Consider the following 23,923-nt stretch of genomic DNA (forward strand, 5'->3'; position numbering starts at 1 on the left):
CGGCCTTCTGGCTGCTCGGTGCTTCCGCGCTGCTGACCGCAGCCTCCGCACATGCCCAGCAGACACCACCGGCGCAACTCCTCCCGCCGCCGATCCCGGCGCCGCCCGCGCTGCCCTTGCTGGTGCCGCCCATGCCCGCGCCCGCCGCGAAGCCGCCTACGGAAAAGGCGAGCTTCGCGCCGTGCGATGGCTATCTGACGCCCGACAAGGCTACGGACAATTACATCCATGGCAGCGTCCTGTTGGGCGTGGGAACCGGCACCTACGATTTCCATCCGAACGAAAAGCTGCCGCTGGGGGCGGCAGGCGTGGTCGCGTGCGACGTCGCGCTCGCCAGCCCCTTGCTGCGCCCGGAATTCACCCTGCGGCGACATCACCTCCTGGTCGCCAAGGCCATGCACCTGGTCGCCGCGGGCCGACCGGGAGACGCGCTGCCGGTGCTCGATTCCGCGCGCAACCTCAGCCTCGACGTGCCGGCGCCGCTGCGCGCCCGCAGCTTCGCCATCGAAGAGAAGTCGATACGCGCCTATGCCTTGATCAAGCTCGGAAATGTCGATGCCGCGGAGCCGCTGATCGCGGACGTCGCGGCGGCACGTCCCTACGCACCTTCCGTACAACGGCTCGCCGATATGCTGCGCACGATGTCCGCAGAGGCGTCCGGCAAGATGACGGTTACCGATGTCCGGATCAGCAACGCGCTCCGGGGTGGCGGCCTCGACCCTTCCCGCCTCGCCCCCGCAATGATGGCTGCACTGGGCCAGGGGCGGATGAGCGACGTCGTGAAGCTCGGGAGCGGCCTCACGATGACCACCCCGTCCGCGCAAGGCAGCTGGCAGGAGGTCGGTAGTCTCGACAAGAACCAGACCATCGGCATCCGCCAGCTGATTGCCGGCATAACGGCCTATGCCGAGGCTGCGATCGGCAAGACGAGCGAAGCGGAAGCCCGCCTGGCGCAGCTCGAATCAGAGATCGCGCGCGAAGCAGCACTCCCCCCGCCCGCCGAATGGTCGCCGAGCTTTCTGGGCATGGGCAAATCCAAGCAGCAGGTGGCAAGCGAGGTGGCGGCCTATCAACGATATGCCACGAGCCTCGCAGAGGCACGGAACGGGCTGCAGAATTGGCGAAAGCTGATCGCGCTGCGCGGAAATGCCCGCACGCTGTCGAAGGAAGAAGTGATCAACCAGCTGGTCAAGGCCGTACCGCAGGCCTCGCTGACGATCGCCGACGTGCTGTCCCAGTCTCCGGCACTGGACAATGATGCTGGACGTGCGGAGATCGCCAGCATGCGCGCGATCAGCGCCGGGGCGCTGCCCGACCGTACCAGCCCCTCCGCCCTCCTGCAGCTGATGCCCCGCCCGGAAACACCGGAAACGCAGCCAAAGTCGAGCGGCCCCAGGACCGGCTTTTTCCAGTTCGGCCCCACCGCGGGTGCGACGCGGGTAGAGCTTCCGGGCGGCCAGCGCTGGGACATTCATTTCTCTCACAAGCTGGCGTCTGCGGCGACCGTCGAGGAAATCGCGCTGATGAACGCAGCGCTGCTTGCGAAGGAAAAGGGCTGCGGCCGATTTCTGCTGGAAACCCGCCGCACGTACGAACGCGAGCTGCGGACGCAATATGACGCCAGTTATGCCGGCCGCGACGGCGCGCTTCGTGTGTGGCTGGTGTGCGACGACAAGCCGCTTCCCCCGGAGCTGGCGGGAGCCGAATGGCGGGAGATGGCGGTCGATCCGATCTACGATCGACTGAGCGTGCAATATGCCGACATCCTGCCGCAGGAGCAGGCGGCTGCGACCGCGGTCGCAAAGCCGTAATCAGCAGCGGTGCGTCCGGTCGCGAGATCGGGCGCACCCCAATTCCGGGCGCCAGCCGCATCCGACGATGTCAGGAAATATCGCAGGCGGGCGGCGCAGCGTCGCTTGCGCGTACGGCGCCCCCAGCGGCGCGCTTCAACCCCGATGATTTCGGGAGATCGGGCTTCCAGGCCCATCGCAGCAAGTGCGGAATACGGGGGGAAATGGTGGAGCCGAGGGGGATCGAACCCCTGACCTTCGCAATGCCATTGCGACGCTCTCCCAGCTGAGCTACGGCCCCATTCCCCGGGAAGGCGGCCCCTCTATAAGGGCCTCGCCGGGTTGGCAAGCGCCTTTTTCGCGCTTGCCAAATTTTTTCGACTTACTGCTCGTCCTCGTCGCTGACGGTCTCGACGCCCAGGTCGTCATCGCCGCCCAGATCGACGTCGTCGTCCGGCGAGGGCTCCTCGTCGTCCGCGCCGATGTCCAGATCGTCATCGCCCACCAGATCGGAATCTTCCGCTTCCGGCTTGTCGGTGTTGGCCTTCACTGCCTCGAACGGCAGCGGCTGCTTCGACTTCAGGATGGGCTCGGGCTCCCAGGCGAAGCCGCAGTTGATGCAGGTGACCGGTTCGTCCTTGGTCAGATCATAGAAGCGCGTACCGCACTTCGGGCAGCTGCGCTTGGTGCCCCATTCCGGCTTCACCATGTGTTGCCTCTTCGCCTTTCGCTGTGTTCGGAGATTTCGGGATGTGATCCCGGAAAGTGGGGCGCGCCTTGCCATGCTGCAAGCCGCCTGTCAAAGCCGCGCCCATGTCGAACACCGATCCCCGCCCTCTCACCCTCGCCGCCCGCGGTCCGCTGCGCGGCACCGTCACCGTCCCCGGCGACAAGTCGATCAGCCACCGCGCGATCATGTTTTCCGCCCTTGCCGTGGGGGAAAGCCGGATCGAGGGCCTGCTGGAGGGCGAAGACGTGCTCGCCACCGCCGCCGCGATGCGGGCGATGGGCGCACAGGTCGAACGGGGTGACGACGGCACGTGGCGCGTTCACGGCGTCGGTGTCGGCGGGCTGCAGCAACCGGCCCAGGCGCTCGACATGGGCAATAGCGGCACCTCCACCCGGCTGCTGATGGGCCTGGTCGCCAGCCATGGCATCACCGCCACCTTCACCGGCGACGCCTCGCTCTCGAGCCGGCCGATGGGCCGGGTGATCGAGCCGCTCAGCCGGATGGGCGCGGAAATCACCGCCAGCCCCGGCGGCCGCCTGCCGCTGATGCTGCGCGGCATGTGCCCGGCAGTGCCGATCGAATACACGCTCCCCGTCGCCTCGGCGCAGGTGAAGTCGGCGATCCTGCTCGCCGGGCTCAATACCCCCGGCATCACCCGCGTGATCGAGCCCGTCCCCACCCGCGACCATAGCGAGCGGATGCTGCGCGGCTTCGGCGCCGAGCTGACCGTGGAGGACGGCCCGGACGGCAAGGTCATCAGCATCACCGGCGAGGCGGAGCTCAAGCCCCAGCACATCGTCGTGCCGGGCGACCCCTCCTCCGCCGGCTTCTGGATGGTCGCGGCGTCGATCGTGCCTGGGTCGGAGATCACCATCGCCAATGTCTGCATGAACCCGACGCGGACCGGCCTGATCACCGCGCTGCGACTGATGGGCGCCGATATCGCCGAGACCAATGCCCGCACCGTCGGCGGCGAGCCGGTCGCCGATCTCGTCGTCCGCCACGCGCCGCTCAGGGCGATCGAGGTTCCCGCCGATCTCGCGCCGAGTATGATCGACGAATATCCGGTGCTGTTCGTCGCCGCGTCGATGGCCGAGGGCCGCACCGTCGCGCGCGGTGCGCACGAGCTGCGCGTCAAGGAATCGGACCGGATCAGCACGATGCGGACCGCGCTCGAGGCCTGCGGGGTGGTGACCGAGGAATTTGAGGACGGCCTCGCCATCCAGGGATCCGGCGGCAGGCCGCTGGCCGGGGGAGGTTCGGTCGCGACCAGGCTCGACCACCGCATCGCGATGAGCATGACGGTGGCCGCGCTCGCCGCCGAGCAGCCGGTCGCGATCGACGACGTCGCACCGGTGGCGACCAGCTATCCCAACTTCTTCCCGACGCTGGACGCGCTGACCGCCGGCTAAATGGCACGATTTCGCGGCAAAGCGCTTGACCTTCGCAGCGATGCTGGCGAGTGGACCGCATGATTATCGCAGTCGACGGCCCGGCAGCTTCGGGCAAGGGCACCATCGCGCGCGCCCTCGCCCGCCATTACAACTTGCCGCATCTTGATACCGGCCTGCTCTATCGCGCCGTCGCCGCCACGGTACTGCGCGAAGGGCTCGATCCGGCCAGGGAAGCCGATGCCGTCGCCGCCTGCGGGTTCGAGGACGCGCTGCTCGCCGATCCCGCGCTGCGCACCGACGAGGTCGGCCAGACCGCGTCGATCGTCTCGGCGCATCCGCTGGTGCGCGCGGCGTTGCTCGCGCGTCAGAAGCGCTTTGCCCAGCAGCCCGGCGGTGCCCTGCTCGACGGCCGTGACATCGGCACCGTGATCGCGCCGGACGCCGAGGTGAAGCTGTTCGTCAAGGCCACGCCGATGATCCGCGCCCAGCGCCGTCATCTCGAGTTGCGCAAGAACGGCATCAACGTCAGCCTCGACAAGGTGCTGGCCGACATCCGCGCCCGCGACGAGCGCGACTCCAAGCGCAGCGAGGCGCCGCTGGTGCAGGCGGACGACGCGGTGACGCTGGATACCAGCTTCCTGTCGATCGACGCGGCGGTACAGCGGGCGATCGAGATCGTCGAGCGGCGGCGAGCGGGGAACCGCTAACGCCTCCCCGTACCGGAGAGGCGTCAGAACACCCGAAAACCTTGCTTTCGCACCCCGTCCGCAGTAAGGCGCGCGCATCCTGCGGGCGAGTGCTTGTGGGGGATGGCGCTGGAGCATTGCTTCCATGCGCCCTTTTCGCGTCTCGGCGCGTCTCGGCCGTCCTCCACCTGAACCCTCCCGACGGATGTCGCGAACGGTATTCGGCCGCCGCGGCGTTTCTGGCCCTGAAGACCGCCGGATCCAACCGGCTGGCCGGAAAAACGAACGTTAGGAACCTCTTTTCTATGGCCACTACGGCAAACCCCTCCCGCGACGATTTCGCGGCACTGCTCGACGAAACCTTCGGTCAGGCGGACGGCTTTGAAGGCCGCGTCGTGATCGGCACCGTCACCGGCATCGAGAATGACCTCGCCGTCATCGACGTGGGTCTCAAGTCCGAAGGCCGCGTGCCGCTGCGCGAATTCGCAGCCCCCGGCCAGAAGGCGGACCTCAAGGTCGGCGACGAAGTCGAAGTCTATGTCGACCGCGTCGAGAACGCCAACGGCGAAGCGATGCTCAGCCGCGACCGCGCCCGCCGCGAAGCCGCCTGGGACAAGCTCGAGGCGGAATTCGCCCAGAACACCCGCGTCGAAGGCGTGATCTTCGGCCGCGTGAAGGGTGGCTTCACCGTCGACCTGAACGGCGCCGTGGCCTTCCTGCCGGGCAGCCAGGTCGACATCCGTCCGGTGCGCGACGTCACCCCGCTGATGGACATCGCCCAGCCCTTCCAGATCCTCAAGATGGACCGCAAGCGCGGCAACATCGTCGTGTCGCGTCGCGCGGTGCTCGAGGAAACCCGCGCCGAGCAGCGCTCGGGCCTGATCCAGAGCCTCGCCGAGGGCCAGGTGATCGACGGCGTCGTGAAGAACATCACCGATTACGGTGCGTTCGTCGACCTAGGCGGCATCGACGGCCTGCTGCACGTCACCGACCTCAGCTACAAGCGCGTCAACCATCCGTCGGAAGTCCTGAACATCGGCGACACCGTCCGCGTTCAGATCATCCGCATCAACCGTGATACGCAGCGCATCTCGCTGGGCATGAAGCAGCTCGAGAGCGATCCGTGGGATGGCGCGAGCGTGAAGTACCCGGTCGGCGCGAAGCTCTCGGGCCGCGTGACCAATATCACCGAATACGGCGCGTTCGTCGAGCTGGAGCCGGGCATCGAAGGCCTGGTCCACGTGTCGGAGATGAGCTGGACCAAGAAGAACGTCCACCCGGGCAAGATCGTGTCGACCTCGCAGGAAGTCGATGTGGTCGTCCTCGAGGTCGATCAGGAAAAGCGCCGCATCTCGCTCGGCCTCAAGCAGGCCCAGCAGAACCCGTGGGAGAAGTTCGCCGAAGAGCACCCGGTCGGTTCGACCGTCGAGGGCGAAGTCAAGAACGCCACCGAGTTCGGCCTGTTCATCGGCCTGGACAACGACGTCGACGGCATGGTCCACATGTCCGACATCGCCTGGGGCATTTCGGGTGAAGACGCGCTGGCCCTGCACCGCAAGGGTGAGACCGTCACCGCGATCGTTCTCGCTGTCGAAGCCGACAAGGAGCGCATCTCGCTCGGCATGAAGCAGCTCGAGCGTGGCGGTGTCGCCGCTGCCGGTTCGACCGGTGGTGCGGATCGTCTGGGCAAGAACTCGATCGTCACCGTCACCGTCCTCGAAGTCCGCGACGCGGGCCTCGAAGTGCAGGTTGGCGACGACGGCGCGACCGGCTTCATCAAGCGCACTGATCTCGGCCGCGACCGCGACGAGCAGCGTCCGGAGCGTTTCCAGGTCGGCCAGAAGTTCGACGCCATGGTGACCGGTTTCGACCGTTCGAAGAAGCCGACCTTCTCGGTCAAGGCGATGCAGATCGCCGAAGAGAAGCAGGCCGTGCAGCAGTATGGCTCGTCCGACTCGGGCGCGTCGCTGGGCGACATTCTGGGTGAGGCGCTCAAGGCCCGCAGCCAGAACAACTAATTCGAGCGACCAAGATGGGTCCGGGCGCCGCGAAAGCGGTCCCGGGCCCTTCTTTTTTGATTTTATGACCGCATGAACCACATCTTCTGGTTGATGCAGATTGTGAAAAAGCGCTAGAGTTTCCTTGGGGATAGCCGTTTCGCGGCCATTTGGGCGCGTTCGCCAAGGGAGGGGCCCGGATGATCCGGTCTGAGTTGGTTCAATTGCTGGTACAGGAAAACCCCGGCCTCTCGGTCCGGGAAGTCGAAAAGATCGTATCGATCTTCTTCGACGAGATCGTCGGCCGGCTGAGTGAAGATGGTCGCGTGGAATTGCGCGGCTTCGGTGCTTTTTCGACGCGCGCGCGCGATGCGCGGGTGGGTCGTAATCCGCGGACCGGCGAGTCCGTGGAGGTGGACGCCAAGCGCGTTCCCTATTTCAAGCCGGGCAAGGAGATGCGCATCCGCCTCAACATGTGATGCGTTCTTGACACGCGACGTGCGGCAGCGTCTTGCCTGCCGCGCACGCGGACGTGGCGGAACCGGTAGACGCCGGAGACTTAAAATCTTCTGCCCCTCGGGGCGTGCGGGTTCGAGTCCCGCCGTCCGCACCAATCTTGCCGGCGTTACCACCTTTCGGGGATCGCACGGCCCTCTCGCCATTCGGCGAGGCGCTGTGCGGTCCCCTTGGTGGCCGTCGGCGGCAGCGCATCCAGATCGAAGGCGCGCGCCTCCACGATCTCCAGCGACGGCCGGAAGACGAACGCGACCTGCTCGACCAGCGCAAGCGTTACCGTGTCGCGGCGGAAATTGGGACGATGCTGCAGCGTTCCCAGCACGCGGATCGACCCGTGCGACACCATTCCCACTTCTTCGCGCAGTTCGCGCAGCGCCGCCGCCTCGGCGGTCTCGCCGCGTTCGTGCCCGCCGCCCGGCAGATGCCAGCCATCGATATAGCTGTGCCGGACGAGCACCACCTGCCCCTCCGGCGTCATCGCGATCGCCCGCACGCCGCGCGTCTGCGGCCGCGTGACGAACCAGCCGATGGTCCGCACCATCAGATAGCCGCGCAGGGCGGCGGCAATCCCGGCAGCGGCAACGGGATGCGAGCGGAAACGGGCAAGTACCATCGTCCCGTCATACGCACGGCCGCATGCGCGCGGAACCCACGGGGTTGGCAGCACGTGCCCGCTCCCATAGAGCTTGGTTTCCGCCGACTGGGACCCGCCGATGCCACGCCCGCGCCTGCCCGTGATCGCCCTGCTGCTCACCGTCGCCGCGTGCGGCGGGCCGGAAGGCCAGCGCAAGGACAATGCGCCGGTGGTGGTCAGCGCGATCGGCAGCGACAGGCTGCTGGTGGATCCCAGCACGACGGCCATAGACCATGCCCAGGCCGTCGCCCTCGCCGCCACCGCGCAGGGGCTGGTGCGGTTCGACCGCAACGGCCAGATCGAGCCCGCGCTGGCCGAGCGCTGGAACGTGTTCGACGATGCGCGCAGCTATATCTTCCGCCTCGGCGAGGCGACCTGGCCCGACGGCCAGCCCGTCACCGCGGGCGAGATCGTGCGGGTGCTGCGCCGGGCCGTCGCGGCCAACAGCCAGAGCCGGCTCGCGCCCTATCTCGCGGTGATCGACGAGATCGTCGAGATGACGCCGCAGGTGATCGAAGTGCGCCTGAAGAGCCCGCGCCCCGATCTGCTCAACCTGTTTGCGCAACCCGAAATGGCGGTGTTCCGCGCACCCACCTTCGCCGGATCCGGGCCGTTCCGCATCGTCCCCGGCAAGCGGGACGGCCTGCTGTTGCGTCCTGCCGAGGAGCCGGGTGACGATCCCAAGGCAACGCCGGCGCCAGAGGCGTTCGTGCGGCTGCGCGGCGAGCGCGCCGCCGCCGCCATCGCGCGCTTCCGCGACGGCGCGTCCGATCTGGTGCTCGGTGGCACGCTGGTTGACTGGCCGATCGTGGCGGCGGCGGGCATCGCGCCGGAAAATGTCCGGATCGATTCGGCGGTGGGCCTGTTCGGGCTTGTTGTCCTGCGCCGCGACGGCTTTCTTTCGACCCCGCAGAACCGGGCGGCCATCGCCATGGCGATCGATCGCGGCGCGCTCACCTCGGCGATCGCACCGGATTGGGCGCCCGCCGAGACGATCCTGCCGGTGCAGATGGACTCGGCGGCCCCGCCCGCCCCCGGCAGCTGGATGACCGTCGCTCCCGACCAGCGGCGTGCGCTCGCCGGCCAGCGCGTGCGCGAGTGGCAGAGCGTGCATCGCGGGCCGGTGGAAATCACGCTTGCCCTCCCCACCGGCGCGGGTGCGACCCTGTTATGGGGGCACCTCGCCTCGGCGATGATCGCGATCGGCCTGACCCCGCACCGCGTCGGCCTCGGTGATCCGCGCGCGGACCTGGAACTCGTCGACGCCGTCGCCCCCTATGACAGCGGGCGCTGGTATCTCGCCAATGCCTGCAGGGCCTGCTCGGACGACGCCGCGACCCTGGTTGCCGCCGCGCGCGACGCGCCCGATCTCTACAACCGCACGCATCGCATCGCCGAAGCCGATGCGATGCTGGCAAGCGACGTTGCCTTCATCCCGCTGGCGCAGCCGCTCCGCTGGTCCATCGTCGCGTTGCGCCTGTCGAACTGGCAGGGGAACGCGCGCGCCTGGCACCCGTTGAATCACCTGCGCAAGCAATGAGGTCAGGGATGGCACGGGCGACACGACTGAACGATGGTTTCACGCAGCGGCTGCCCATCGGCACCGATGCCGCCGCGGTACGCCAGCGGATCGAGGCGATGGAGCATCTGCTGGAAGGCATGGTGACGATTCCCGGCACCCGCCGGAAGGTCGGGCTGGACGTGCTGCTGGATTTCGTGCCGGCGGTGGGTCCCAGCATCGCGGCCGCGATGGGCGCCTATCTCGCCTGGGAAGCGCGCAACCTGGGCATGCCGAAGCGGACGATCGCGCGCATGGCAGGCAATATCGGGGTCGACTGGGCGCTGGGGATGATTCCGTTCGTCGGTGCGGTGCCCGACTTCTTCTTCCGATCGAACACGCGCAACGTGCGGCTGATCAAGCGCTACCTGGACAAGCACCACCCGGCCAGCCGGGTGATCGACGGCTGAGCCAGGGCGTTTTCGCTTCGGTGGAAACGCTCTCGGCTTTGTTTGCCAGATTTTCCCCGCCGTCGACCGTGAACGATCAGCTCGATAAAGGCTATTGGCCCGTGCGCCTCCCCAACCCTCCCCAAGGAGCGGAGTTCAAGGAGAGGTACGTCACCCCCGCGCGTCTGGGCCTACGCCACCCACGGGAACCGTCTCCGCGACCATCTGCATCGCCGCGATCATCGGCCGTCCCTTGGCGATGGCGGCGCGCACTGCGGGCAGCGCAAGGGAGCCGGCATGTGCGTCCTTCGATTCCCACAGCTCGGTGATCCACAGCACATCGCCATCGGTCGCATCATTCGCCACCACATAGCTGCGGCATCCGGGCATCGCCGCAGTGCCCTCGATCAGAATCGCCGCAAGCGCGTCGCGCTGGCCGGGCTTCGCCGTCATCTTGCCGATCAGGCCGTACATCATGCCTGCCGCCGGTGCTGCAGCGGCGGGCGACCCTGCGACTCCCAAGGCAGCCGCGCCGGCGAGGAAGCTGCGCCGTTCGAGGGTCATGCCCTGCCTCCGCGCCAGATCTTCAGCGGCGCATCGTCGGGCGCGCCGCCGGTCCCCGCCTCGCAGCGGTGATAGCGGAAGCGGGTGTCGAGGCAGAGCCACAGCTCGTCCAGCCAGCCCTCCCGCGTCGTCGTCACACGGATCGCGCTTGCCGGGATCGCGCGGTTGCTGGCGGCGAAGGCTCGCTTGAAGTCGCCCACCGTGGACGAGGCGCGCGACAGTGCCTCCATGTCGGGGAAGCGGATCGCGCGGTAGAGGCTCGTCGAGCGCTGGAAATAGGCGGCGGGCGTCGTCTGCATGCAGGTGCCGTGCTTGGCCCATTCGTGCTGGATCAGCTGTTCGGAGGGCGTCGCGCACATCGTCTTGCGGATCAGCGCGGGCGGCAGGATCGGCGTGGCCTTGCAATATTGCGGCCAGGTCTTGCCCGGCGCATCGGGCCAGAGGCCGTGCAGCGTGAAGCCGAAACGGTTCTCCCCGCCGCACTGGAAGGTCTTGCCCGATTCGTCGCCATGCGCCCGGCAGAAGCCGGGCGACCAGGTCAGCGCCAGCGTGTAGCTGCTGATCGGCAGCACGCGGCGCGGCTCCTTCGCGCTGGGCAGGTCGGGCAGCGGCCGCTCGACCTTGCGGGGTGCCATGCACATCTGTGCCTGTGCCAGCGCGACGCCCGGCAGCAGTGCCGCCACCAGCGCGGCGCTTCCCAGAATCGCCTTCATGCCCACCTCCCTCAAACGCTCGCGAAATCCAATCCGATATCGGCCGCCGGGGCCGACTGGGTCAGCCGGCCGACACTGACATAGGTCACGCCGGTCTCGGCGATCGCCCGAATCGTATAGAGGCGGACGCCGCCCGAGGCCTCGGTCGGCACTCGCCCTGCCACCAGCGCCACCGCCTCGCGCAGCACCGGCGGGGCCATGTTGTCGAGCAACAGATGCGTCGCGCCCGCACGCAGCGCCGGCTCGATCTGGTCGATCCGGTCGACCTCGACGATGATCCGCGCGATCCCGGCGGCAACCGCACGCGCCACCGCCGCTTCCACCGATCCGGCCACGGCGACATGGTTGTCCTTGATCATCGCCGCATCCCACAGGCCCATGCGATGATTGGTCGCCCCGCCCATGCGCGTGGCATATTTCTCCAGCACGCGCAGTCCGGGCAGCGTCTTGCGGGTGTCGAGCAGCGTCGCACCGGTGCCGGCGATCGCTTCGACATATGCCCGCGTCATCGTCGCGATGCCGCTGAGGTGCTGGACGGTGTTGAGCGCCGAACGCTCGGCCGTGAGCATCGCCCGCGCCTTGCCGCGCAGCCGCAGCAGTGCGGCGCCCGGTGCCGCCTGCGCGCCCTCTTCGGCCAGCCGCTCGATCTCCACCCCGGGATCGAGCGCGCGGAAGAACGCCTCGGCGATCGGCAGTCCTGCGACGGTGATCGGATCGCGGCTGTCCATCACGCCTTCGAACCGCGCCTCCACCGGGATCACCGCCGCCGCGGTAATGTCGCCACCGGGTCCGAGATCCTCGGCCAGCGTGGCGCGTACGAACGAGTCGCAGTCGAAACCGGGGAGCAGCAAGGTCATGACCGGGCTGTAGAATCCCCGGGCGCGCGCGTCTACGCGATCTGCAGCGGCTTGGGGCGCCGATCGCAATAGCTGGCGGCAGGATCGTCGAAGCGGAAGCCGCCGGCCGCGAGCCGGACCAGGATCTGGCGCACATGGAGCATGCTCGTGCGGCTTTCCTCGATCCGCTCGGGATCGGACAGCCCTTTCTCGGCCAGCACCACGCCGCGGGCGCGGCGAACCAGGATGCCCGATTGGATCATCGCGGCGACGCGGCGATGCGCGGTAGAGGGCGGCAAGCCCAGCACGCGCGCGATCGAGCCCGTGGAGACGGGCTGCAACAGGCCATCGGGCGGCGCGGAACCGAATTCGGCATAGGCCAGCGCCAGTTCGCGATTCTGCGTGAGCGGCCGGGCATTGGCGCACAGGATCGCATTGGCCAGCACCATGTCCGTCCAGGATTGGTAGCGGTGCGCGTGGAACTCGATGCCGGTCAGCAGCACGTCGTGCGCGGCGGCGAGCCCGGTGTGCCAGTCATAGGCGATATGCGCACGCGTCTCCGGCAGCCCCACGCCGAAGCTGCGCATGTCTTCCACCATGCGCACCAGCGCATCATGGTTGCCGCGAAACAGCGCGGCAACCTCGGGCCGGCCATGGACCGCCTCGGGCACGGTGACGCCGGCGGGGCCCCGCTCGCACAGGCCCGCCCCGCACAAGGCATGGATATGGCGGCGCATGGTCTCGAAGGGGCGTCCCAGCGATGCGGCGAGCGCATTGATGCTGATCGCCTTCGCGGCCCGCCCCTCGCCCCCGGCATGGCCCGCCCCGTGCGGGGAGAGCATCTCGCTGGCGCGGGCCACCACCATGAAGATGATGGCACGATCCAGATCCCCGTCGAGCGCGCGGACGCCGGCGGCCACCATGGTGGTTTCCAGCTCGGCCGTAAGGCGGCCGATCAGCCGTCCGAGGGGCATCGCGGCATGCTTGCGGTCGCTGACGGGCGCGGATCGGATCATGTCCTGCATCAACAAAAACGGCCCCGGCGGGAAAAATAACACAAGTCCCCATTCTCCCCACTCAGAATGAGTACCCTGAAATCTTCGAATCGTTACTAGCCCAGATCAATGCGCTGGTCGACGTTCCTGAGGGCGCCGTATCAGAATGGGGCATCGGGTGCTGCCCGAAACGCGGCCGGGAAGCTGGGAGGGTGCCGTCGTCTGGCGGGGAAGGCCCTGCGAAGCTTTGGCTATGTTGCTGGACGCGCTGGCGGATTGCACGCGGACCAGCGACTGCCGCCTAGCGGCGACGACAGCCGCCAGCGTCGATCGCGCCGGCCGTGGTGCGGTGCCGCCGGATCCCCGATCTCGGGACCGCGACGATCGCGCCGCCGCTCGCAGCGCGGGTGTCCGGAGGTCCGCTCCTGCGCGATCAGGCCGGCACCGGGCCCAGATCCCCCTGCCCGACCGTGCCGCTCGCCAGTTCGAGCATGCGGTCGAGGCTCTTCTTGGCCTGGACACGCAGGCCCTCCTCGATCTCGATCTTCGGCGTGAGGTCCCGCAGCGCGAGGTACAGCTTCTCCAGCGTGTTCAGCGCCATGTACGGGCAGATGTTGCAGTTGCAGTTGCCGTCGGCGCCCGGCGCGCCGATGAAGTTCTTCTCCGGCATCGCCTTCTGCATCTGGTGGATGATGTGCGGCTCGGTCGCGACGATCAGCGTGTCGCCGGGCATCGTCTTGGAGAAATCGAGGATGCCCTTCGTAGATCCGACGTAATCGGCATGGTCGAGGATATAGGCCGGGCATTCCGGATGCGCGGCGATCGGCGCGCCGGGATGCTCGGCCTTGAGCTTCAGCAGCTCGGTTTCGCTGAACGCTTCGTGGACGATGCACACGCCCGGCCACAGCAGCATCTCGCGACCGGTCTTGCGCTGGAGATAGCCGCCCAGGTTGCGGTCGGGACCGAAGATGATCTTCTGGTCCGCCGGGATCTGCGCCAGGATCTTCTCCGCCGAGCTGCTGGTGACGATGATGTCGCTCAGCGCCTTCACCTCGGTCGAGCAGTTGATATAGGTCAGCGCGATGTGATCGGGGTGCTTGGCGCGGAACGCGGCGAACTGGTCGGGCGGGCAGCTGTCCTCCAGGCTGCAGCCGGCGTCCATGTCGGGCAGCACGACGATCTTGTCGGGCGAGAGGATCTTGGCGGTCTCCGCCATGAAGCGCACGCCGCAGAAAGCGATCACGTCCGCGTCGGTCTCCGCCGCCTTGCGGCTGAGGTCGAGGCTGTCGCCGACGAAATCGGCGAGGTCCTGGAGTTCGGGCTTTTGGTAGTAATGCGCGAGGATCACCGCGTTGCGCTCCTTGCGCAGCCGCTCGATCTCGGCGCGGAGATCCAGTCCGCTGAGGCTGCCGCCGATGCCGTTGCGCGCGTCCATTCCCGAAACTCCCATTGTACGCCCGCCACATGGCCCGGTCGGGCCGCGGGATCAAGGGAAGTACGGCGTAATCGGCCGGTGCGCGCCGGCGGTGCCTGCCGTCACGCTGCGCGCCACTGCCGTGCCGACCGGGCTGAACGCGACGGCATCGGCAGCCAGCTGCACCCCCACGAACAGGCCGATCCCCCAGAGCCAGGCGGGATGGACGCGGCCGGTGCGGCGCTGGTCGGCAACCATGCCGATCACCGGCAGCAGCGTGACCGCCGCGAGCGCCGCCCACCATGCATAGGGTGCCAGCAGCGGCATCGGCAGCAGCCGCCCGAAGCCGGGCCCGGTCAGGATCGCCATGCCGCAGAACATCAGCCGGCGGTGCCAGGCGGTCCGTCGGCGCAGGACCAGCGCCGCGGCGACCAGCCCGGCGAACAGCAGCAGCTGCGCAGGGTTGCTGAACAGAAACTCGCGCACGTCGAAGAAGAACGGCGCCCCGTGCTGGACGGAAAGCACCGTCATCAGCGTGCCCAGCACCACCATCAGCGGGACCCACAGTATCGCGACCCAGCCGAGCCGGCGGTGCAGCGCGAGCGCGCCACGGCCGATCAGCAGGTTCTGCGCGACGTACAGCGCCACCCAGCCGAAAAAGACGAAGGCATGCAGATGAAAGATCGCCGGCACCGCGAAGCTCGATCGCCCGGCAACGATGTTCAGCGAGAATCCAGCGACGATGATAGCCGCCATCACGAACGCCATTACTCGGAAGAATCCTGTATCTTCCCGGTGCATATGCGGCACAGCTTGCAAAGTCGTCGCCATCGCCCACCCCTCCGACAGGGCTGGACCATAGCAGTATTCGGCCTGGTCCGGAACCAATCGCCGGCGATACTGCTTCTCTTCCTGAGCGCTACTCTGCCTGCAGGCGCCAATCGTTGCCGTCCGCGACCACGCGGCCCCGAGTCTCCAGATCGAGCAGATGCGCCAGCACCGATCGCCCCGCCGCCCCGTGGAGCCGCGGATCGAGCCCCACATACATGCGCGCCACCATCGCCGGCACCGCGTCGACGCCCTCGGCCAGCAGCCGCAGGATCTGGCCCTCGCGCTGCTTGCGATGCCCGGCCAGCCCCCGCACGAAGCGCTGGGGCCGCTCGATCGCATCGCCATGCGCCGGGTAATAGATGCGGTCCTGCTCGCGCCCCAGCAGCGTCTCCAGGCTGGCCATATAGGCCGCCATGTTGCCGTCCGGCGGCGCCACCACCGTGGTGGACCAGCCCATCACATGGTCGCCGGTGAACAGCGCGCCGCTTTCCTCCAGCGCGAAGCAGAGATGGTTGGAGGTATGACCCGGCGTCGCGACCGCGGTGAGCGTCCAGCCCTGCCCCGCCACCTGTTCGCCGTCCGCCAGCACCCGATCCGGCGCATAGCCCGCATCGAAGGAGGCATCGGCGCGGGGGCCGGCATCGTCCAGCACCAGCGGCGCACAACCGATGATCGGCGCCCCGGTCGCCGCCTTCAGTGCAGGTGCGGCGGGGCTGTGGTCGCGGTGGGTATGGGTGCACAGGATCGCCCGCACCGGCCGCCCGCCGATCGCCGCGAGCAGCGCCGCAAGGTGCTCCGCATCGTCGGGCCCGGGATCGATCACCGCCAGGTCGGTGGTGCCGACCAGATAGGTCTGCGTCCCCAAATGGGTGAAGGGCGAGGGATTGTTCGCGAGCACCCGCGTCACCAGCGGTTCGAGCGCGATCGCAAGGCCCGTGGGCGCGTCATCGGTCATACAGCCGCATTTGGGCATTCCGCGCGCCGAGGCAAGCACAGGGGAGCGGGACCGGCCCCGAAGGAGTAGGCCGGCCCCGCCGAGAACGCCGCTGCGGGGCAAACTGCAGCGGCGCGCTACGCTTAATTGTCGCTGTCGTCCTTGGCGTCCTTGGCGTCCTCTCGCAGTTCGGCGAGCGCCTCGTCGATGCCCTTCAGCGCCTCCGCGCGCTGCGCGGGGCTAAGGCTCGACTGCACCTCGATGGTACGGCGGGCGTGCTGCAGGCTCATCAGCGCGCTGTTCATCGCCATCTGCTTGCTGTTCATCGCCATGGCCCTGCCGTGCGCCGCCATCTGCGCGGCTTCGCTGCTCATCGCGGCGATCCGGTCGGTGCAGAGGATCATCACCTGCTTCTTGCCTTCGCTGCGCTGTTCCACGGTGGACGCGCTACCCTTGCCGCAGGTGCCGTTGCGGATCTCCGGGATGCTGGCCTGGATCGCGACCATGTCCGGCATGTCGATTTCCTGGCGCTTTCCGTCGCGCTGGATGATCACCATCTTCTTGATGGCGCTTCCGTCGGTCGTGGAGCGATCGATCCGGACGACATGGTGCTTGCCGTTCGGGCCTTCGGGCGCCGCAGGAGCTGCCGGGGCCGCCGGCGCGCGGGCCGCAGCGGGAGCTGCCGGCGCCGCTGCAGCCGCGGGTGCGACGGGTGCGACCGGCGCGACGGGCGGCGGCGGCGGTACGTCCTGTACCTGGATCGCGGCATCCATGCCTGCGCGGAGCCGCTCGGCGGCCTGGCTGCCCGAGGCGGTCAGCGCCAGCGCGGCCAGCGATACGGTGGTGATGCCGGCCAGCCCCGCGCCAATGCGGATGGGGGAAAGCTTCCGGTGGATCGAGAGCATGCGTAACCTCCCTTTGACGTCGTTTATGGTGTGAAGGTGACAAGCCGCCGAGACCGCGCCCCCATGCGCGGACTTGACGATCGCACGGCCATAGGCATGGCGCAGTGCCTGGGCGCGGCCGGCGAGCACCAGGGCATCGCAGGCCATTTCCTGGTCGGCACGGAAGGCGCGGAACGCCCGCCAGGCGACCGGATTGAACCAGTGGAGCGCCAGCACGATCAGCGCGGCCCAATTGGCGATCAGGTCGCCGCGCAGATGGTGCCCCAGCTCGTGGGCGAGCGCGAGATCGCGTTCGACCTCGTCGTAGCGCTCGGAAAAATCGCGCGGAAACGCGACGTACTTGCGGAAGATGCCGAAGGCGAGCGGCCCGTGCGCGGCATCGGTCTCGATCACCCGTACCCGGCCCTCGGCCACGGTACGATCCACCCGCGCCCGCGACAGCAGGTGCCGGCAGAAGCGGCGGTGCGCGACGAGGTGATAGGCCAGGAACAGCAGCGCGCCCGCGCCCCACAGCGCCAGCAGGAGCAGCGTCACGTTCAGCCCCTCGGCAACCGGCGTCGGCGCGACCAGCGCGGCGGGCAGGTGATGGCCGCCGGCGCTGAGATCGACGGTGAGCACCACGCCCTGGTCGACGCTCGTCGGCAGCTTCTCGGGGTTGAGCACCCCCATCGCCACCGCCGGCGCCTCGGCCGCCTTGCGGGTAAGCGGCGCCAGCCATTGGCTCAGCTGCCACTGCCCCGGCAAGGGCGGCAGCAGCATCCGCGCCGCCGGCAGCACCCATAGCGCATAGGCCAGCTGCGGCCCGAACGCCCGGCGCACCGGTCCACGAAGGGAGAGCGCGAGCAGCATCAGCAGCGTGCTCGCGAGCAGGGTTTCGATCCACCAGCCGATCATTGCTTCAGCTCCTTCAGGAGAGCTTCGATCTCGGCGATATCCTGGTCGGTGATGGCATCGCGTTCCGCCAGATGCGCCACCAGCGGCGTCAGCCGGCCGCCGAACAGCCGGTCGATCAGTTTGCGCGACTCGCCCACCACATAATCGCCCCGGGCGACGAGCGGGCGATAGCGATAGCGCCGCCCTTCCTCTTCATGCCCGATGACGTTCTTGGCGAGCAGCCGCCCGAGCAGCGTCTTGACCGTGTTGGCGCTCCAGCCGCGATCCTCGGGGACGCGTTCGGCAACCTCCTGCGCGGTAAGCGGAGACTCTTCCCAAAGCACCTCCATCACCGCATGCTCCGCTTCGCTGATTCGCTCGGTCATCACACCCTCACTGACTACGCGTGTAATCGCTCCGATTACGTCTGTAGTCAATGCGCTGAATGGCGGATGAACGCGGTTCAGGTGCGCCGAAGCGTCGGCAGCGTTTACACACCGGGCAGAGGGTTAACGGCCATTGATCGTCGCATGCCGCAGAAATCCGCGCACGCTCGATTCTGGCACGCGCCCTGCAACGAGAAAGGCACCCAAAGCGTCCCCCAAAGACGCTCCAGCGTTCCCCAAAGACGCTTCCGGGTGGGTCGATGGTTCACCGGCATGGCCATCGACCCACCCGCACCGGGTTCTCGCCCCACCGACCACGCACGATCGTTCGGCGGGACCATGCGAACATTGCTCGCGCGTGCAGCGCTGCCCGGCAGGTCGCGGCGCCATTTTCCCCAACCGCATTGCGGCAGTGGTCAGGACGGGGCCCGCAGTGCCACGGGCCCGCTCGAAAAACCGCGCAGCCATCGTTTGACCGCCTTGGTCATCGGACGTTCGAGATAGGTGAACAGCAGCACGCCCAGCACGATGGCAGCAGCGATGCCGAGAAGCTGGATCAGCAGTTGCGGCGCAGCGCGATGCAGGAGGACCGCGAAAAGCGCGTTCAAGGCCTTGCTGGTGCCCACGAACGCGAATTGCTGGAAAAGATAGATGGCGAATGACGCGTCGCCGATCCGCTTGAGCCACGCAATGCGCGGCATATGCCCGGCCCGTTCCACAAACAGCCCAATCGCGATCAGGGCAACCGCCCCCGCGCCGAAGGCGAGACGCGGAGACCAGAAGCTCAGGGCCGCGAGCGCGAGCGCTACGGCAAGCGCGACCAGTGCTTGAAGCGGCACCGCCGCCCGGTTCATCCGCGCGCCGAACAGCCACCCTAGGATGGCGCCCGCGGCAAATTCGAGGAGCAATGGATCGGTGTAGACGGTTTCCATGGCACCCGTCGGGCGCAGCAGCGCACCGATCAGGACGAGCAAGGCAAACAAGGTAGTGAGCAGGATCAAGCGGCCGCGCGGCATCAGCAGCGTCAGCGCGAAAACCGCGTAGAAGAACATTTCATAGTTGAGCGTCCAACCCAGATACAGAGTCGGCTGAATCTGGCCGAACGGGTTGATCGACGGGATAAACGCCAGCGATTTCGCCAGCAGCGCCAGATCGGTCGAGCCATGGTAGAAGCGCGGGTCGACCGCCGTGAACAGGAAGGCGCAGGCCGTTGCCAGCCAATAAGGCGGCACGATGCGCGCAATGCGATCGAGAACGAACGTCCTGGCGGTGGTGTGCCGGGCGTCGGTCAACGCGACCATGATGAACCCGCTGATCACGAAAAACAGGTCGACACCATGTTCTCCGATCAAAAACACCCAGTGTCGCATCTGAAGTTGATGAAATGCGACAACGCCGACGGCAGCAGCCGCGCGAAGATATTGGATCGACCACATGGTCGCGCCCGTCTGGCCGATCGCTGTCATCATCGTTTCGCCCCCGATCCGTACCGAAGGCTTGACGCAAGTTCAGCGCGGTATCGAGTCGGACTGCATCGACAACGGAGCAATCGATCGCCCGCAGCGCAAAGTTCCCCGCGTGCTCGGCTCCGGTTCGGGAGCAAAGCGTCGCCCGATCCCGCATCAACGACAAAGGGCTCCCGCCACCGCGAGAGCCCTTCCCCTATTTCCGTACGAAACGCGCGTCAGGCTGCTGCCGCGACGCCCTTGTCGGCCATCAGCTGGGTCAGCTCGCCGCTTTCGTACATTTCCATCATGATGTCCGAACCGCCGACGAATTCGCCCTTCACATAGAGCTGGGGGATGGTCGGCCAGTCGGAAAAGGCCTTGATGCCCTGGCGGATGCCCTGGTCCTGCAGCACGTCGACGCTTTCGAACTCGACGCCGAGATGGTTCAGGATCGCGATCGCGCGGCTGGAAAAGCCGCACTGCGGGAACAGGGGGCTGCCCTTCATGAACAGCAGCACGTCGTTGCTCTCGACCAGCTGCTGGATGCGGGCCTGGGTATCGTCGGTCATTGCTTACTCCTCGGGCGTCGCTTCGGTGGTCAGCTGGAGCGCGTGGAGCACGCCGCCCATCCGTCCACCCAGCGCCGCATAGACGGCCTGGTGTTGCCGCACGCGCGGCATGCCCCGGAACATGGGGGCGGCGACGCGCGCTGCATAGTGGTCGCCATCGCCGGCCAGATCGGTGATCTCGATCTGGGCATCGGGAATGCCGGCGCGGATCAGCGCCTCGATCTCGGCAGCGGGCATCGGCATGTTACTTGGATTCCATCAGCTGGCGGCGGGCCTCGACGGTCTGCTCCTCGATCGCGCGGCGCACGGTGGCGTCGTCGATCTCGACATTGGCGGCGAGCATGTCGCCGAGCAGCTTGCGGATCACGTCCTCGTCACCGGCTTCCTCGAAATCGGCCTGGACGACGGCCTTGGCATAGGCGTCGGTCTCTTCGGGCGTGAGGCCCATCTTGGCGGCGGCCCATTGGCCGAGCAGCTTGTTGCGGCGCGCGGTGATACGGAACGCCATATCCTCGTCGCGCACGTACTTCGCCTCGAACGCCCGCTCGCGATCGTCGAATGTGGTCATCATAAGCCCCTTACCTAAACTCGGCTCCGAGATAGGAGGGCGGGGCCACGCTGGCAACGGGGGAGGTTCCGGATGGCGAGGGCGAGCACCGCCTTGCTGCCGGGATCAAGAGTCTCGAAAGACCGCGATCACGCCGCCAACAATCACGAAAGGCGCGAGTATCGCAGCGATCGCACCCGGCCATCCCCATCGCCGGTAGAAGAACTCGACGCCGCCTTCCCAAAAGCACTGGAATACGAGTTCGATCACGTCCGCCATGGCGACACGTTGCAAGTGCGGACCAGGAAATGCAATCTCTCCTGGATCAGAACACCAACGGACCTTTGCCACTGCGCCTAGGCCAACTGGCTTTGCCCGTCCGACCGAGAGGTTGCAATGAAGGAAAACGTGAGCAAGATCACGCTATTCATGGCGATCGCCGCGTGCAGTCCGGCCATCGCGCAGCCGCAATCGATGATGTCGGCGCGCCCTGCAGCCGCATCTGCCGACGGGCTCGAACCGGCACGCGCCATCATCGCCGACGTGCAGAAGATCGTGACGCCGAACGGCATCGACGAAACGCTGGTCCTCGACATCGGCGGCGCCCGGCAGGTCGTGAACATCCGCGGTGCCGACAAGGCGAACCCGGTGCTGCTCTACATCCATGGCGGCCCCGGCTCGGTCGAAATGCCGATGGCGTGGAGCTTCCAGCGGCCATGGGAGGATTTCTTCACCGTCGTGCAGTGGGACCAGCGCGGCGCCGGACGATCCTACGCGCTCAACGATGCCGCGAAGATCGCCGAGACGCTGACCTTCGAGCGGTATCGCGACGACGCGATCGAACTGATCGCACAGCTGCGCGCCCGGCTGGGGAAGCGCAAGGTGTTCGTGCTCGGCCACAGCTTCGGTTCGGCCGTCGGGCTGGCGGTGGCGCAGAAGCGGCCCGACCTGCTCCACGCCTATATCGGCATGGGCCAGCTGATCGACTTTCGCGAGAACGAGCGGGTCGGCATGGCGCACACGCTCCAGCGCGCGCGCGAACGCGGCGACGAAGACGCGGTGCGCGCGATCACCGCGCTGCAACCCTATCCGAATAGCGGACCGTTCACGATCGAACAGGCCGACGCCTGGCGCAAATGGGCGAACCGCTACGGGTCCCTCGCCGGGCAGCGCCCCGATGCCGACTTCTACTTCGCTTCCACCAAATTGTCCCCGCTCTACACGCCGCAGGACCGCGCCGACTGGGGCAAGGGCAGCGCGTTCACCGCGACGACGATGTGGCCGCGCCTCGCCGACATATCGTTCACCCAGCTCACCCGGCTGGAGGTGCCGATGGTGCTGTTGCTCGGGCGGTACGACAGCACCACGCCGTCCTCGATCGCTGCGGATTGGCTCAAGCGCCTGCACGCACCGGCCAAGATGCTCTGCTGGTTCGAGAATTCGGGCCACCTGCCGATGATCGAGGAGCAAGGCCGGACGCTGGCGGCGCTACTGGCGGTGCGGCCGATTGCAGCGGCGCGCACGCCGGCCTTCGCCCCCTCCGCGGCCGCGGCGCCCTATTGCCGGACGTCCTAGGCCGCTACCCGCACCACCACCTTCCCGATCACCGCGCGCGCCGCCATCTTGGCGATCGCCGCGCCGCCCTCGGCAAACGGAAACACCTCGGTCACCCGCGGTGCGATCCTGCCTTCGCGCCACAGCCGGAACAGCGTGTCGACATGCGCGCGGTTCGCCTGCGGGTCGCGCGCGGCGAAGGCGCCCCAGAACACGCCGCACACGTCGCAGCTCTTGAGCAGGGTGAGGTTGAGCGGCAGTTTCGGGATGCCCGCCGGGAAGCCCACCACCAGATAGCGCCCCTCCCAGCCGATCGCGCGCAGCGCCGGCTCGGCATAGTCGCCGCCGACCGGATCATAGACCACGTCCGCGCCCTTGGGGCCGACCGCCGCCTTGAACGCCTCGGCCAGCGCCTTCGAGGCATCCTTGTCGAGCGGCCCGCGCGGATAGACGAGCGTCGCATCCGCCCCTGCCGCGCGCGCGGCCTCGGCCTTTTCCTCGGAGGAAACCGCTGCCACCACCGTCGCGCCGAACGCCTTGCCCAGCTCGATCGCCGCGAGGCCGACGCCGCCCGCAGCACCCAGCACCAGCAGGGTCTGGCCGGCCTTCAGCTTGCCCCGATCGAGCAGCGCATGAATCGTCGTCGCATAGGTGAGCAGAAGCGCCGCACCTTCCTCGAAGCTGCGGCCCTCGGGCAGGCGGTAGAGCTGCGCCGGGCTCAGCACCAGTTTCTCGACCAGCCCGCCATGGCCCGGCACGGCGATCACCCGGTCGCCCGGCGCCCAGTCGGTGACGCCCTCGCCCACGGCTTCGACCACGCCGGCGATCTCGCCGCCCGGCGCGAACGGCCGGGGCGGCTTGAACTGGTAGCGGTCCTCGATGATCAGCACGTCGGGATAGTTGATCGCGCAGGCGCGCACACCAACCAGCACCTGGCCCTTGCCCGGAACGGGATCGGGCACGTCCTCAAGGCTTAGAGTTTCAGGTCCGCCCGATGCCTTCGACAGCAACGCCTTCATGTCCGCCTCCTGCAGCGATCCACGGGCGTTCATGCGCAACCGCGGATTCGAATTTCGAAATCGCGGTATCTTGTGCCAGTGTCATGCCGATCTCGTCCAGCCCCTGCATCAGGCAGTCGCGGCGGAACGGGTCGAGCTCGAAGGCGAAGCGGTCCTGGAAGTCGGTGGTGACGGTCATCGTCTCGAGGTCGACGGTGATATTGTTGGCGGTCGCTACCTGGACCAGCCGGTCGATCGCCTCCTGGGGCAGCACCACGGTGACGATGCCGTTCTTGAACGCGTTGCCCGAGAAGATGTCCGAGAAACTCGGCGCGATCACCGCCTGGATGCCCATATCGGCCAGCGCCCAGGCGGCATGCTCGCGGCTGGAGCCGCAGCCGAAATTCTCGCCCGCCACCAGGATCGGCGCACCCGCATAGCGCGGATCGTCGAACAGATTGCCCGGCTCCGCGCGCACGCTCTCGAAGGCGCCCTTGCCCAGCCCCTCGCGCGTCGTGGTCTTCAGCCAATGCGCGGGGATGATGATATCCGTATCGATGTTCTTGGCGCCCCAGGGGTAGGCGCGCCCCGAAACCTGCTGGATCGGCTCCATCAGCGGCGCTCCGCCGACACGGTGTTCAGATGCATGGGCACAGCTTTCC

26 protein-coding genes and 2 tRNA genes are annotated in these 23,923 nt (G+C 67.6%); 9 read left to right on the forward strand and 19 right to left on the reverse strand.

Annotated elements, in window-relative coordinates; all coding sequences use genetic code 11:
• Nucleotides 1–131 precede the first annotated feature (131 nt).
• Nucleotides 132–1,811: a hypothetical protein gene (locus SPI01S_RS05195; protein ID WP_157084570.1), complete on the forward strand. Its 1,680-nt coding sequence runs from the start codon at nt 132–134 to the stop codon at nt 1,809–1,811.
• Between the two features lie 204 nt (nt 1,812–2,015).
• Here the strand turns inward: SPI01S_RS05195 and SPI01S_RS05200 are convergent.
• Together SPI01S_RS05200 and SPI01S_RS05205 are read right to left on the reverse strand one after the other, a co-directional pair.
• Nucleotides 2,016–2,091, reverse strand: a tRNA-Ala gene (locus tag SPI01S_RS05200).
• An 81-nt stretch (nt 2,092–2,172) separates the two neighbouring features.
• Nucleotides 2,173–2,499, reverse strand: coding sequence for a TIGR02300 family protein (locus SPI01S_RS05205; RefSeq protein ID WP_066719235.1), 327 nt, complete (start codon nt 2,497–2,499; stop codon nt 2,173–2,175).
• Nucleotides 2,500–2,603: 104 nt separating this feature from the next.
• On the opposite strand from SPI01S_RS05205, the gene aroA reads away from it, so the two are divergent.
• The 5 genes from aroA (at nt 2,604) to SPI01S_RS05230 (ending at nt 7,210) form a co-directional block, all read left to right on the forward strand.
• Complete coding sequence (aroA, locus tag SPI01S_RS05210) at nt 2,604–3,932, forward strand: 3-phosphoshikimate 1-carboxyvinyltransferase (RefSeq protein WP_066719237.1); 1,329 nt, start codon at nt 2,604–2,606, stop codon at nt 3,930–3,932.
• Nucleotides 3,933–3,991: 59 nt separating this feature from the next.
• On the forward strand, nt 3,992–4,621 hold the full coding sequence (gene cmk, locus SPI01S_RS05215; RefSeq protein ID WP_066719240.1) for a (d)CMP kinase: 630 nt from the start codon (nt 3,992–3,994) through the stop codon (nt 4,619–4,621).
• A gap of 284 nt (nt 4,622–4,905) precedes the next feature.
• Nucleotides 4,906–6,618 carry a 30S ribosomal protein S1 gene (gene rpsA, locus SPI01S_RS05220; protein ID WP_066719243.1) on the forward strand — a complete coding sequence of 571 codons (1,713 nt, stop codon included), beginning with the start codon at nt 4,906–4,908 and terminating at the stop codon, nt 6,616–6,618.
• A 179-nt stretch (nt 6,619–6,797) separates the two neighbouring features.
• Entirely contained in the window at nt 6,798–7,076 is a 279-nt protein-coding gene (locus SPI01S_RS05225; RefSeq protein WP_066719245.1) for an integration host factor subunit beta, read from the forward strand.
• A gap of 47 nt (nt 7,077–7,123) precedes the next feature.
• Nucleotides 7,124–7,210: transfer RNA gene (locus SPI01S_RS05230), tRNA-Leu, on the forward strand.
• 12 nt (nt 7,211–7,222) lie between these two features.
• Here SPI01S_RS05230 and SPI01S_RS05235 read toward each other — a convergent pair.
• Nucleotides 7,223–7,726, reverse strand: a complete 504-nt coding sequence (locus SPI01S_RS05235; protein ID WP_066719248.1) for an NUDIX domain-containing protein — start codon at nt 7,724–7,726, stop codon at nt 7,223–7,225.
• A 100-nt stretch (nt 7,727–7,826) separates the two neighbouring features.
• On the opposite strand from SPI01S_RS05235, the gene SPI01S_RS05240 reads away from it, so the two are divergent.
• Both SPI01S_RS05240 and SPI01S_RS05245 read left to right on the forward strand, forming a co-directional pair.
• The gene (locus tag SPI01S_RS05240; protein ID WP_066719250.1) at nt 7,827–9,287 is read left to right on the forward strand and encodes an ABC transporter substrate-binding protein; all 1,461 of its coding nucleotides are present in this window, start codon (nt 7,827–7,829) and stop codon (nt 9,285–9,287) included.
• An 8-nt stretch (nt 9,288–9,295) separates the two neighbouring features.
• Nucleotides 9,296–9,715 (forward strand): DUF4112 domain-containing protein, encoded by a 420-nt coding sequence (locus tag SPI01S_RS05245; protein WP_066719251.1) that lies wholly within the window; start codon nt 9,296–9,298, stop codon nt 9,713–9,715.
• Nucleotides 9,716–9,865: 150 nt separating this feature from the next.
• On the opposite strand, the gene SPI01S_RS05250 is transcribed toward SPI01S_RS05245, so the two are convergent.
• The 14 genes from SPI01S_RS05250 to SPI01S_RS22130 all read right to left on the reverse strand — a co-directional run bounded on the left by SPI01S_RS05250 (nt 9,866) and on the right by SPI01S_RS22130 (nt 20,988).
• A complete protein-coding gene (locus SPI01S_RS05250) occupies nt 9,866–10,258 on the reverse strand; it encodes a putative quinol monooxygenase (RefSeq protein WP_066719253.1) in 393 nt (130 codons plus the stop codon).
• Nucleotides 10,255–10,971, reverse strand: a complete 717-nt coding sequence (locus SPI01S_RS05255) for a ribonuclease T2 family protein (RefSeq protein ID WP_066719256.1) — start codon at nt 10,969–10,971, stop codon at nt 10,255–10,257. The genes SPI01S_RS05250 and SPI01S_RS05255 overlap by 4 nt, the downstream gene beginning before the upstream one ends.
• Before the next feature lie 11 nt (nt 10,972–10,982).
• Nucleotides 10,983–11,828, reverse strand: a complete 846-nt coding sequence (nadC, locus tag SPI01S_RS05260; protein WP_066719259.1) for a carboxylating nicotinate-nucleotide diphosphorylase — start codon at nt 11,826–11,828, stop codon at nt 10,983–10,985.
• A gap of 32 nt (nt 11,829–11,860) precedes the next feature.
• Entirely contained in the window at nt 11,861–12,823 is a 963-nt protein-coding gene (locus tag SPI01S_RS05265; RefSeq protein WP_245653484.1) for a helix-turn-helix domain-containing protein, read from the reverse strand.
• 412 nt (nt 12,824–13,235) lie between these two features.
• Nucleotides 13,236–14,237 (reverse strand): quinolinate synthase NadA, encoded by a 1,002-nt coding sequence (nadA, locus tag SPI01S_RS05270; protein ID WP_066719261.1) that lies wholly within the window; start codon nt 14,235–14,237, stop codon nt 13,236–13,238.
• 51 nt (nt 14,238–14,288) lie between these two features.
• Nucleotides 14,289–14,972 (reverse strand): hypothetical protein, encoded by a 684-nt coding sequence (locus SPI01S_RS05275; protein WP_245653485.1) that lies wholly within the window; start codon nt 14,970–14,972, stop codon nt 14,289–14,291.
• A 163-nt stretch (nt 14,973–15,135) separates the two neighbouring features.
• A complete protein-coding gene (locus tag SPI01S_RS05280; protein ID WP_084253272.1) occupies nt 15,136–16,002 on the reverse strand; it encodes an MBL fold metallo-hydrolase in 867 nt (288 codons plus the stop codon).
• A 122-nt stretch (nt 16,003–16,124) separates the two neighbouring features.
• The gene (locus SPI01S_RS05285; RefSeq protein WP_066719268.1) at nt 16,125–17,780 is read right to left on the reverse strand and encodes a M56 family metallopeptidase; all 1,656 of its coding nucleotides are present in this window, start codon (nt 17,778–17,780) and stop codon (nt 16,125–16,127) included.
• A complete protein-coding gene (locus SPI01S_RS05290) occupies nt 17,777–18,145 on the reverse strand; it encodes a BlaI/MecI/CopY family transcriptional regulator (RefSeq protein ID WP_066719270.1) in 369 nt (122 codons plus the stop codon). Before SPI01S_RS05290 ends, SPI01S_RS05285 begins: the two co-directional genes overlap by 4 nt.
• A gap of 416 nt (nt 18,146–18,561) precedes the next feature.
• On the reverse strand, nt 18,562–19,614 hold the full coding sequence (locus tag SPI01S_RS05295; protein WP_066719279.1) for an acyltransferase family protein: 1,053 nt from the start codon (nt 19,612–19,614) through the stop codon (nt 18,562–18,564).
• Nucleotides 19,615–19,829: 215 nt separating this feature from the next.
• The gene (grxD, locus tag SPI01S_RS05300) at nt 19,830–20,162 is read right to left on the reverse strand and encodes a Grx4 family monothiol glutaredoxin (RefSeq protein ID WP_066719283.1); all 333 of its coding nucleotides are present in this window, start codon (nt 20,160–20,162) and stop codon (nt 19,830–19,832) included.
• 3 nt (nt 20,163–20,165) lie between these two features.
• Nucleotides 20,166–20,405, reverse strand: a complete 240-nt coding sequence (locus tag SPI01S_RS05305) for a BolA/IbaG family iron-sulfur metabolism protein (RefSeq protein ID WP_066719286.1) — start codon at nt 20,403–20,405, stop codon at nt 20,166–20,168.
• Nucleotide 20,406: 1 nt separating this feature from the next.
• Nucleotides 20,407–20,730, reverse strand: coding sequence for a DUF1476 domain-containing protein (locus tag SPI01S_RS05310; protein ID WP_066719345.1), 324 nt, complete (start codon nt 20,728–20,730; stop codon nt 20,407–20,409).
• Nucleotides 20,731–20,835: 105 nt separating this feature from the next.
• On the reverse strand, nt 20,836–20,988 hold the full coding sequence (locus SPI01S_RS22130; protein WP_157084571.1) for a hypothetical protein: 153 nt from the start codon (nt 20,986–20,988) through the stop codon (nt 20,836–20,838).
• 129 nt (nt 20,989–21,117) lie between these two features.
• On the opposite strand from SPI01S_RS22130, the gene SPI01S_RS05315 reads away from it, so the two are divergent.
• On the forward strand, nt 21,118–22,284 hold the full coding sequence (locus SPI01S_RS05315) for an alpha/beta fold hydrolase (RefSeq protein ID WP_245653486.1): 1,167 nt from the start codon (nt 21,118–21,120) through the stop codon (nt 22,282–22,284).
• On the opposite strand, the gene SPI01S_RS05320 is transcribed toward SPI01S_RS05315, so the two are convergent.
• Together SPI01S_RS05320 and leuD are read right to left on the reverse strand one after the other, a co-directional pair.
• Nucleotides 22,281–23,282 carry an NADPH:quinone oxidoreductase family protein gene (locus SPI01S_RS05320; RefSeq protein WP_174539076.1) on the reverse strand — a complete coding sequence of 334 codons (1,002 nt, stop codon included), beginning with the start codon at nt 23,280–23,282 and terminating at the stop codon, nt 22,281–22,283. The genes SPI01S_RS05315 and SPI01S_RS05320 overlap by 4 nt on opposite strands.
• Nucleotides 23,245–23,874, reverse strand: coding sequence for a 3-isopropylmalate dehydratase small subunit (leuD, locus tag SPI01S_RS05325; RefSeq protein WP_066719289.1), 630 nt, complete (start codon nt 23,872–23,874; stop codon nt 23,245–23,247). Before leuD ends, SPI01S_RS05320 begins: the two co-directional genes overlap by 38 nt.
• Between the last annotated feature and the right edge of the window lie 49 nt (nt 23,875–23,923).

The organism is Sphingomonas pituitosa NBRC 102491 (assembly GCF_001598435.1).
Lineage (GTDB): Bacteria > Pseudomonadota > Alphaproteobacteria > Sphingomonadales > Sphingomonadaceae > Sphingomonas > Sphingomonas pituitosa.

Excerpts from the sequence above, each read along its gene's own strand:
- nadA (WP_066719261.1), bottom strand. The coding sequence starts at position 14,237 with ATGGACGCGCGCAACGGCATCGGCGGCAGCCTCAGCGGACTGGATCTC.
- grxD (WP_066719283.1), bottom strand. The coding sequence starts at position 20,162 with ATGACCGACGATACCCAGGCCCGCATCCAGCAGCTGGTCGAGAGCAAC.
- SPI01S_RS05195 (WP_157084570.1), top strand. The coding sequence starts at position 132 with ATGCCCGCGCCCGCCGCGAAGCCGCCTACGGAAAAGGCGAGCTTCGCG.
- SPI01S_RS05310 (WP_066719345.1), bottom strand. The coding sequence starts at position 20,730 with ATGACCACATTCGACGATCGCGAGCGGGCGTTCGAGGCGAAGTACGTG.
- SPI01S_RS05280 (WP_084253272.1), bottom strand. The coding sequence starts at position 16,002 with ATGACCGATGACGCGCCCACGGGCCTTGCGATCGCGCTCGAACCGCTG.
- SPI01S_RS05235 (WP_066719248.1), bottom strand. The coding sequence starts at position 7,726 with ATGGTACTTGCCCGTTTCCGCTCGCATCCCGTTGCCGCTGCCGGGATT.
- SPI01S_RS05265 (WP_245653484.1), bottom strand. The coding sequence starts at position 12,823 with ATGATCCGATCCGCGCCCGTCAGCGACCGCAAGCATGCCGCGATGCCC.
- rpsA (WP_066719243.1), top strand. The coding sequence starts at position 4,906 with ATGGCCACTACGGCAAACCCCTCCCGCGACGATTTCGCGGCACTGCTC.
- SPI01S_RS05225 (WP_066719245.1), top strand. The coding sequence starts at position 6,798 with ATGATCCGGTCTGAGTTGGTTCAATTGCTGGTACAGGAAAACCCCGGC.
- SPI01S_RS22130 (WP_157084571.1), bottom strand. The coding sequence starts at position 20,988 with ATGGCGGACGTGATCGAACTCGTATTCCAGTGCTTTTGGGAAGGCGGC.
- SPI01S_RS05250 (WP_066719253.1), bottom strand. The coding sequence starts at position 10,258 with ATGACCCTCGAACGGCGCAGCTTCCTCGCCGGCGCGGCTGCCTTGGGA.
- aroA (WP_066719237.1), top strand. The coding sequence starts at position 2,604 with ATGTCGAACACCGATCCCCGCCCTCTCACCCTCGCCGCCCGCGGTCCG.
- SPI01S_RS05245 (WP_066719251.1), top strand. The coding sequence starts at position 9,296 with ATGGCACGGGCGACACGACTGAACGATGGTTTCACGCAGCGGCTGCCC.
- nadC (WP_066719259.1), bottom strand. The coding sequence starts at position 11,828 with ATGACCTTGCTGCTCCCCGGTTTCGACTGCGACTCGTTCGTACGCGCC.
- SPI01S_RS05320 (WP_174539076.1), bottom strand. The coding sequence starts at position 23,282 with ATGAAGGCGTTGCTGTCGAAGGCATCGGGCGGACCTGAAACTCTAAGC.
- SPI01S_RS05205 (WP_066719235.1), bottom strand. The coding sequence starts at position 2,499 with ATGGTGAAGCCGGAATGGGGCACCAAGCGCAGCTGCCCGAAGTGCGGT.
- SPI01S_RS05290 (WP_066719270.1), bottom strand. The coding sequence starts at position 18,145 with ATGACCGAGCGAATCAGCGAAGCGGAGCATGCGGTGATGGAGGTGCTT.
- SPI01S_RS05275 (WP_245653485.1), bottom strand. The coding sequence starts at position 14,972 with ATGGCGGCTATCATCGTCGCTGGATTCTCGCTGAACATCGTTGCCGGG.
- SPI01S_RS05240 (WP_066719250.1), top strand. The coding sequence starts at position 7,827 with ATGCCACGCCCGCGCCTGCCCGTGATCGCCCTGCTGCTCACCGTCGCC.
- SPI01S_RS05305 (WP_066719286.1), bottom strand. The coding sequence starts at position 20,405 with ATGCCGATGCCCGCTGCCGAGATCGAGGCGCTGATCCGCGCCGGCATT.
- SPI01S_RS05255 (WP_066719256.1), bottom strand. The coding sequence starts at position 10,971 with ATGAAGGCGATTCTGGGAAGCGCCGCGCTGGTGGCGGCACTGCTGCCG.
- SPI01S_RS05295 (WP_066719279.1), bottom strand. The coding sequence starts at position 19,614 with ATGATGACAGCGATCGGCCAGACGGGCGCGACCATGTGGTCGATCCAA.
- cmk (WP_066719240.1), top strand. The coding sequence starts at position 3,992 with ATGATTATCGCAGTCGACGGCCCGGCAGCTTCGGGCAAGGGCACCATC.
- SPI01S_RS05285 (WP_066719268.1), bottom strand. The coding sequence starts at position 17,780 with ATGATCGGCTGGTGGATCGAAACCCTGCTCGCGAGCACGCTGCTGATG.
- leuD (WP_066719289.1), bottom strand. The coding sequence starts at position 23,874 with ATGGAGCCGATCCAGCAGGTTTCGGGGCGCGCCTACCCCTGGGGCGCC.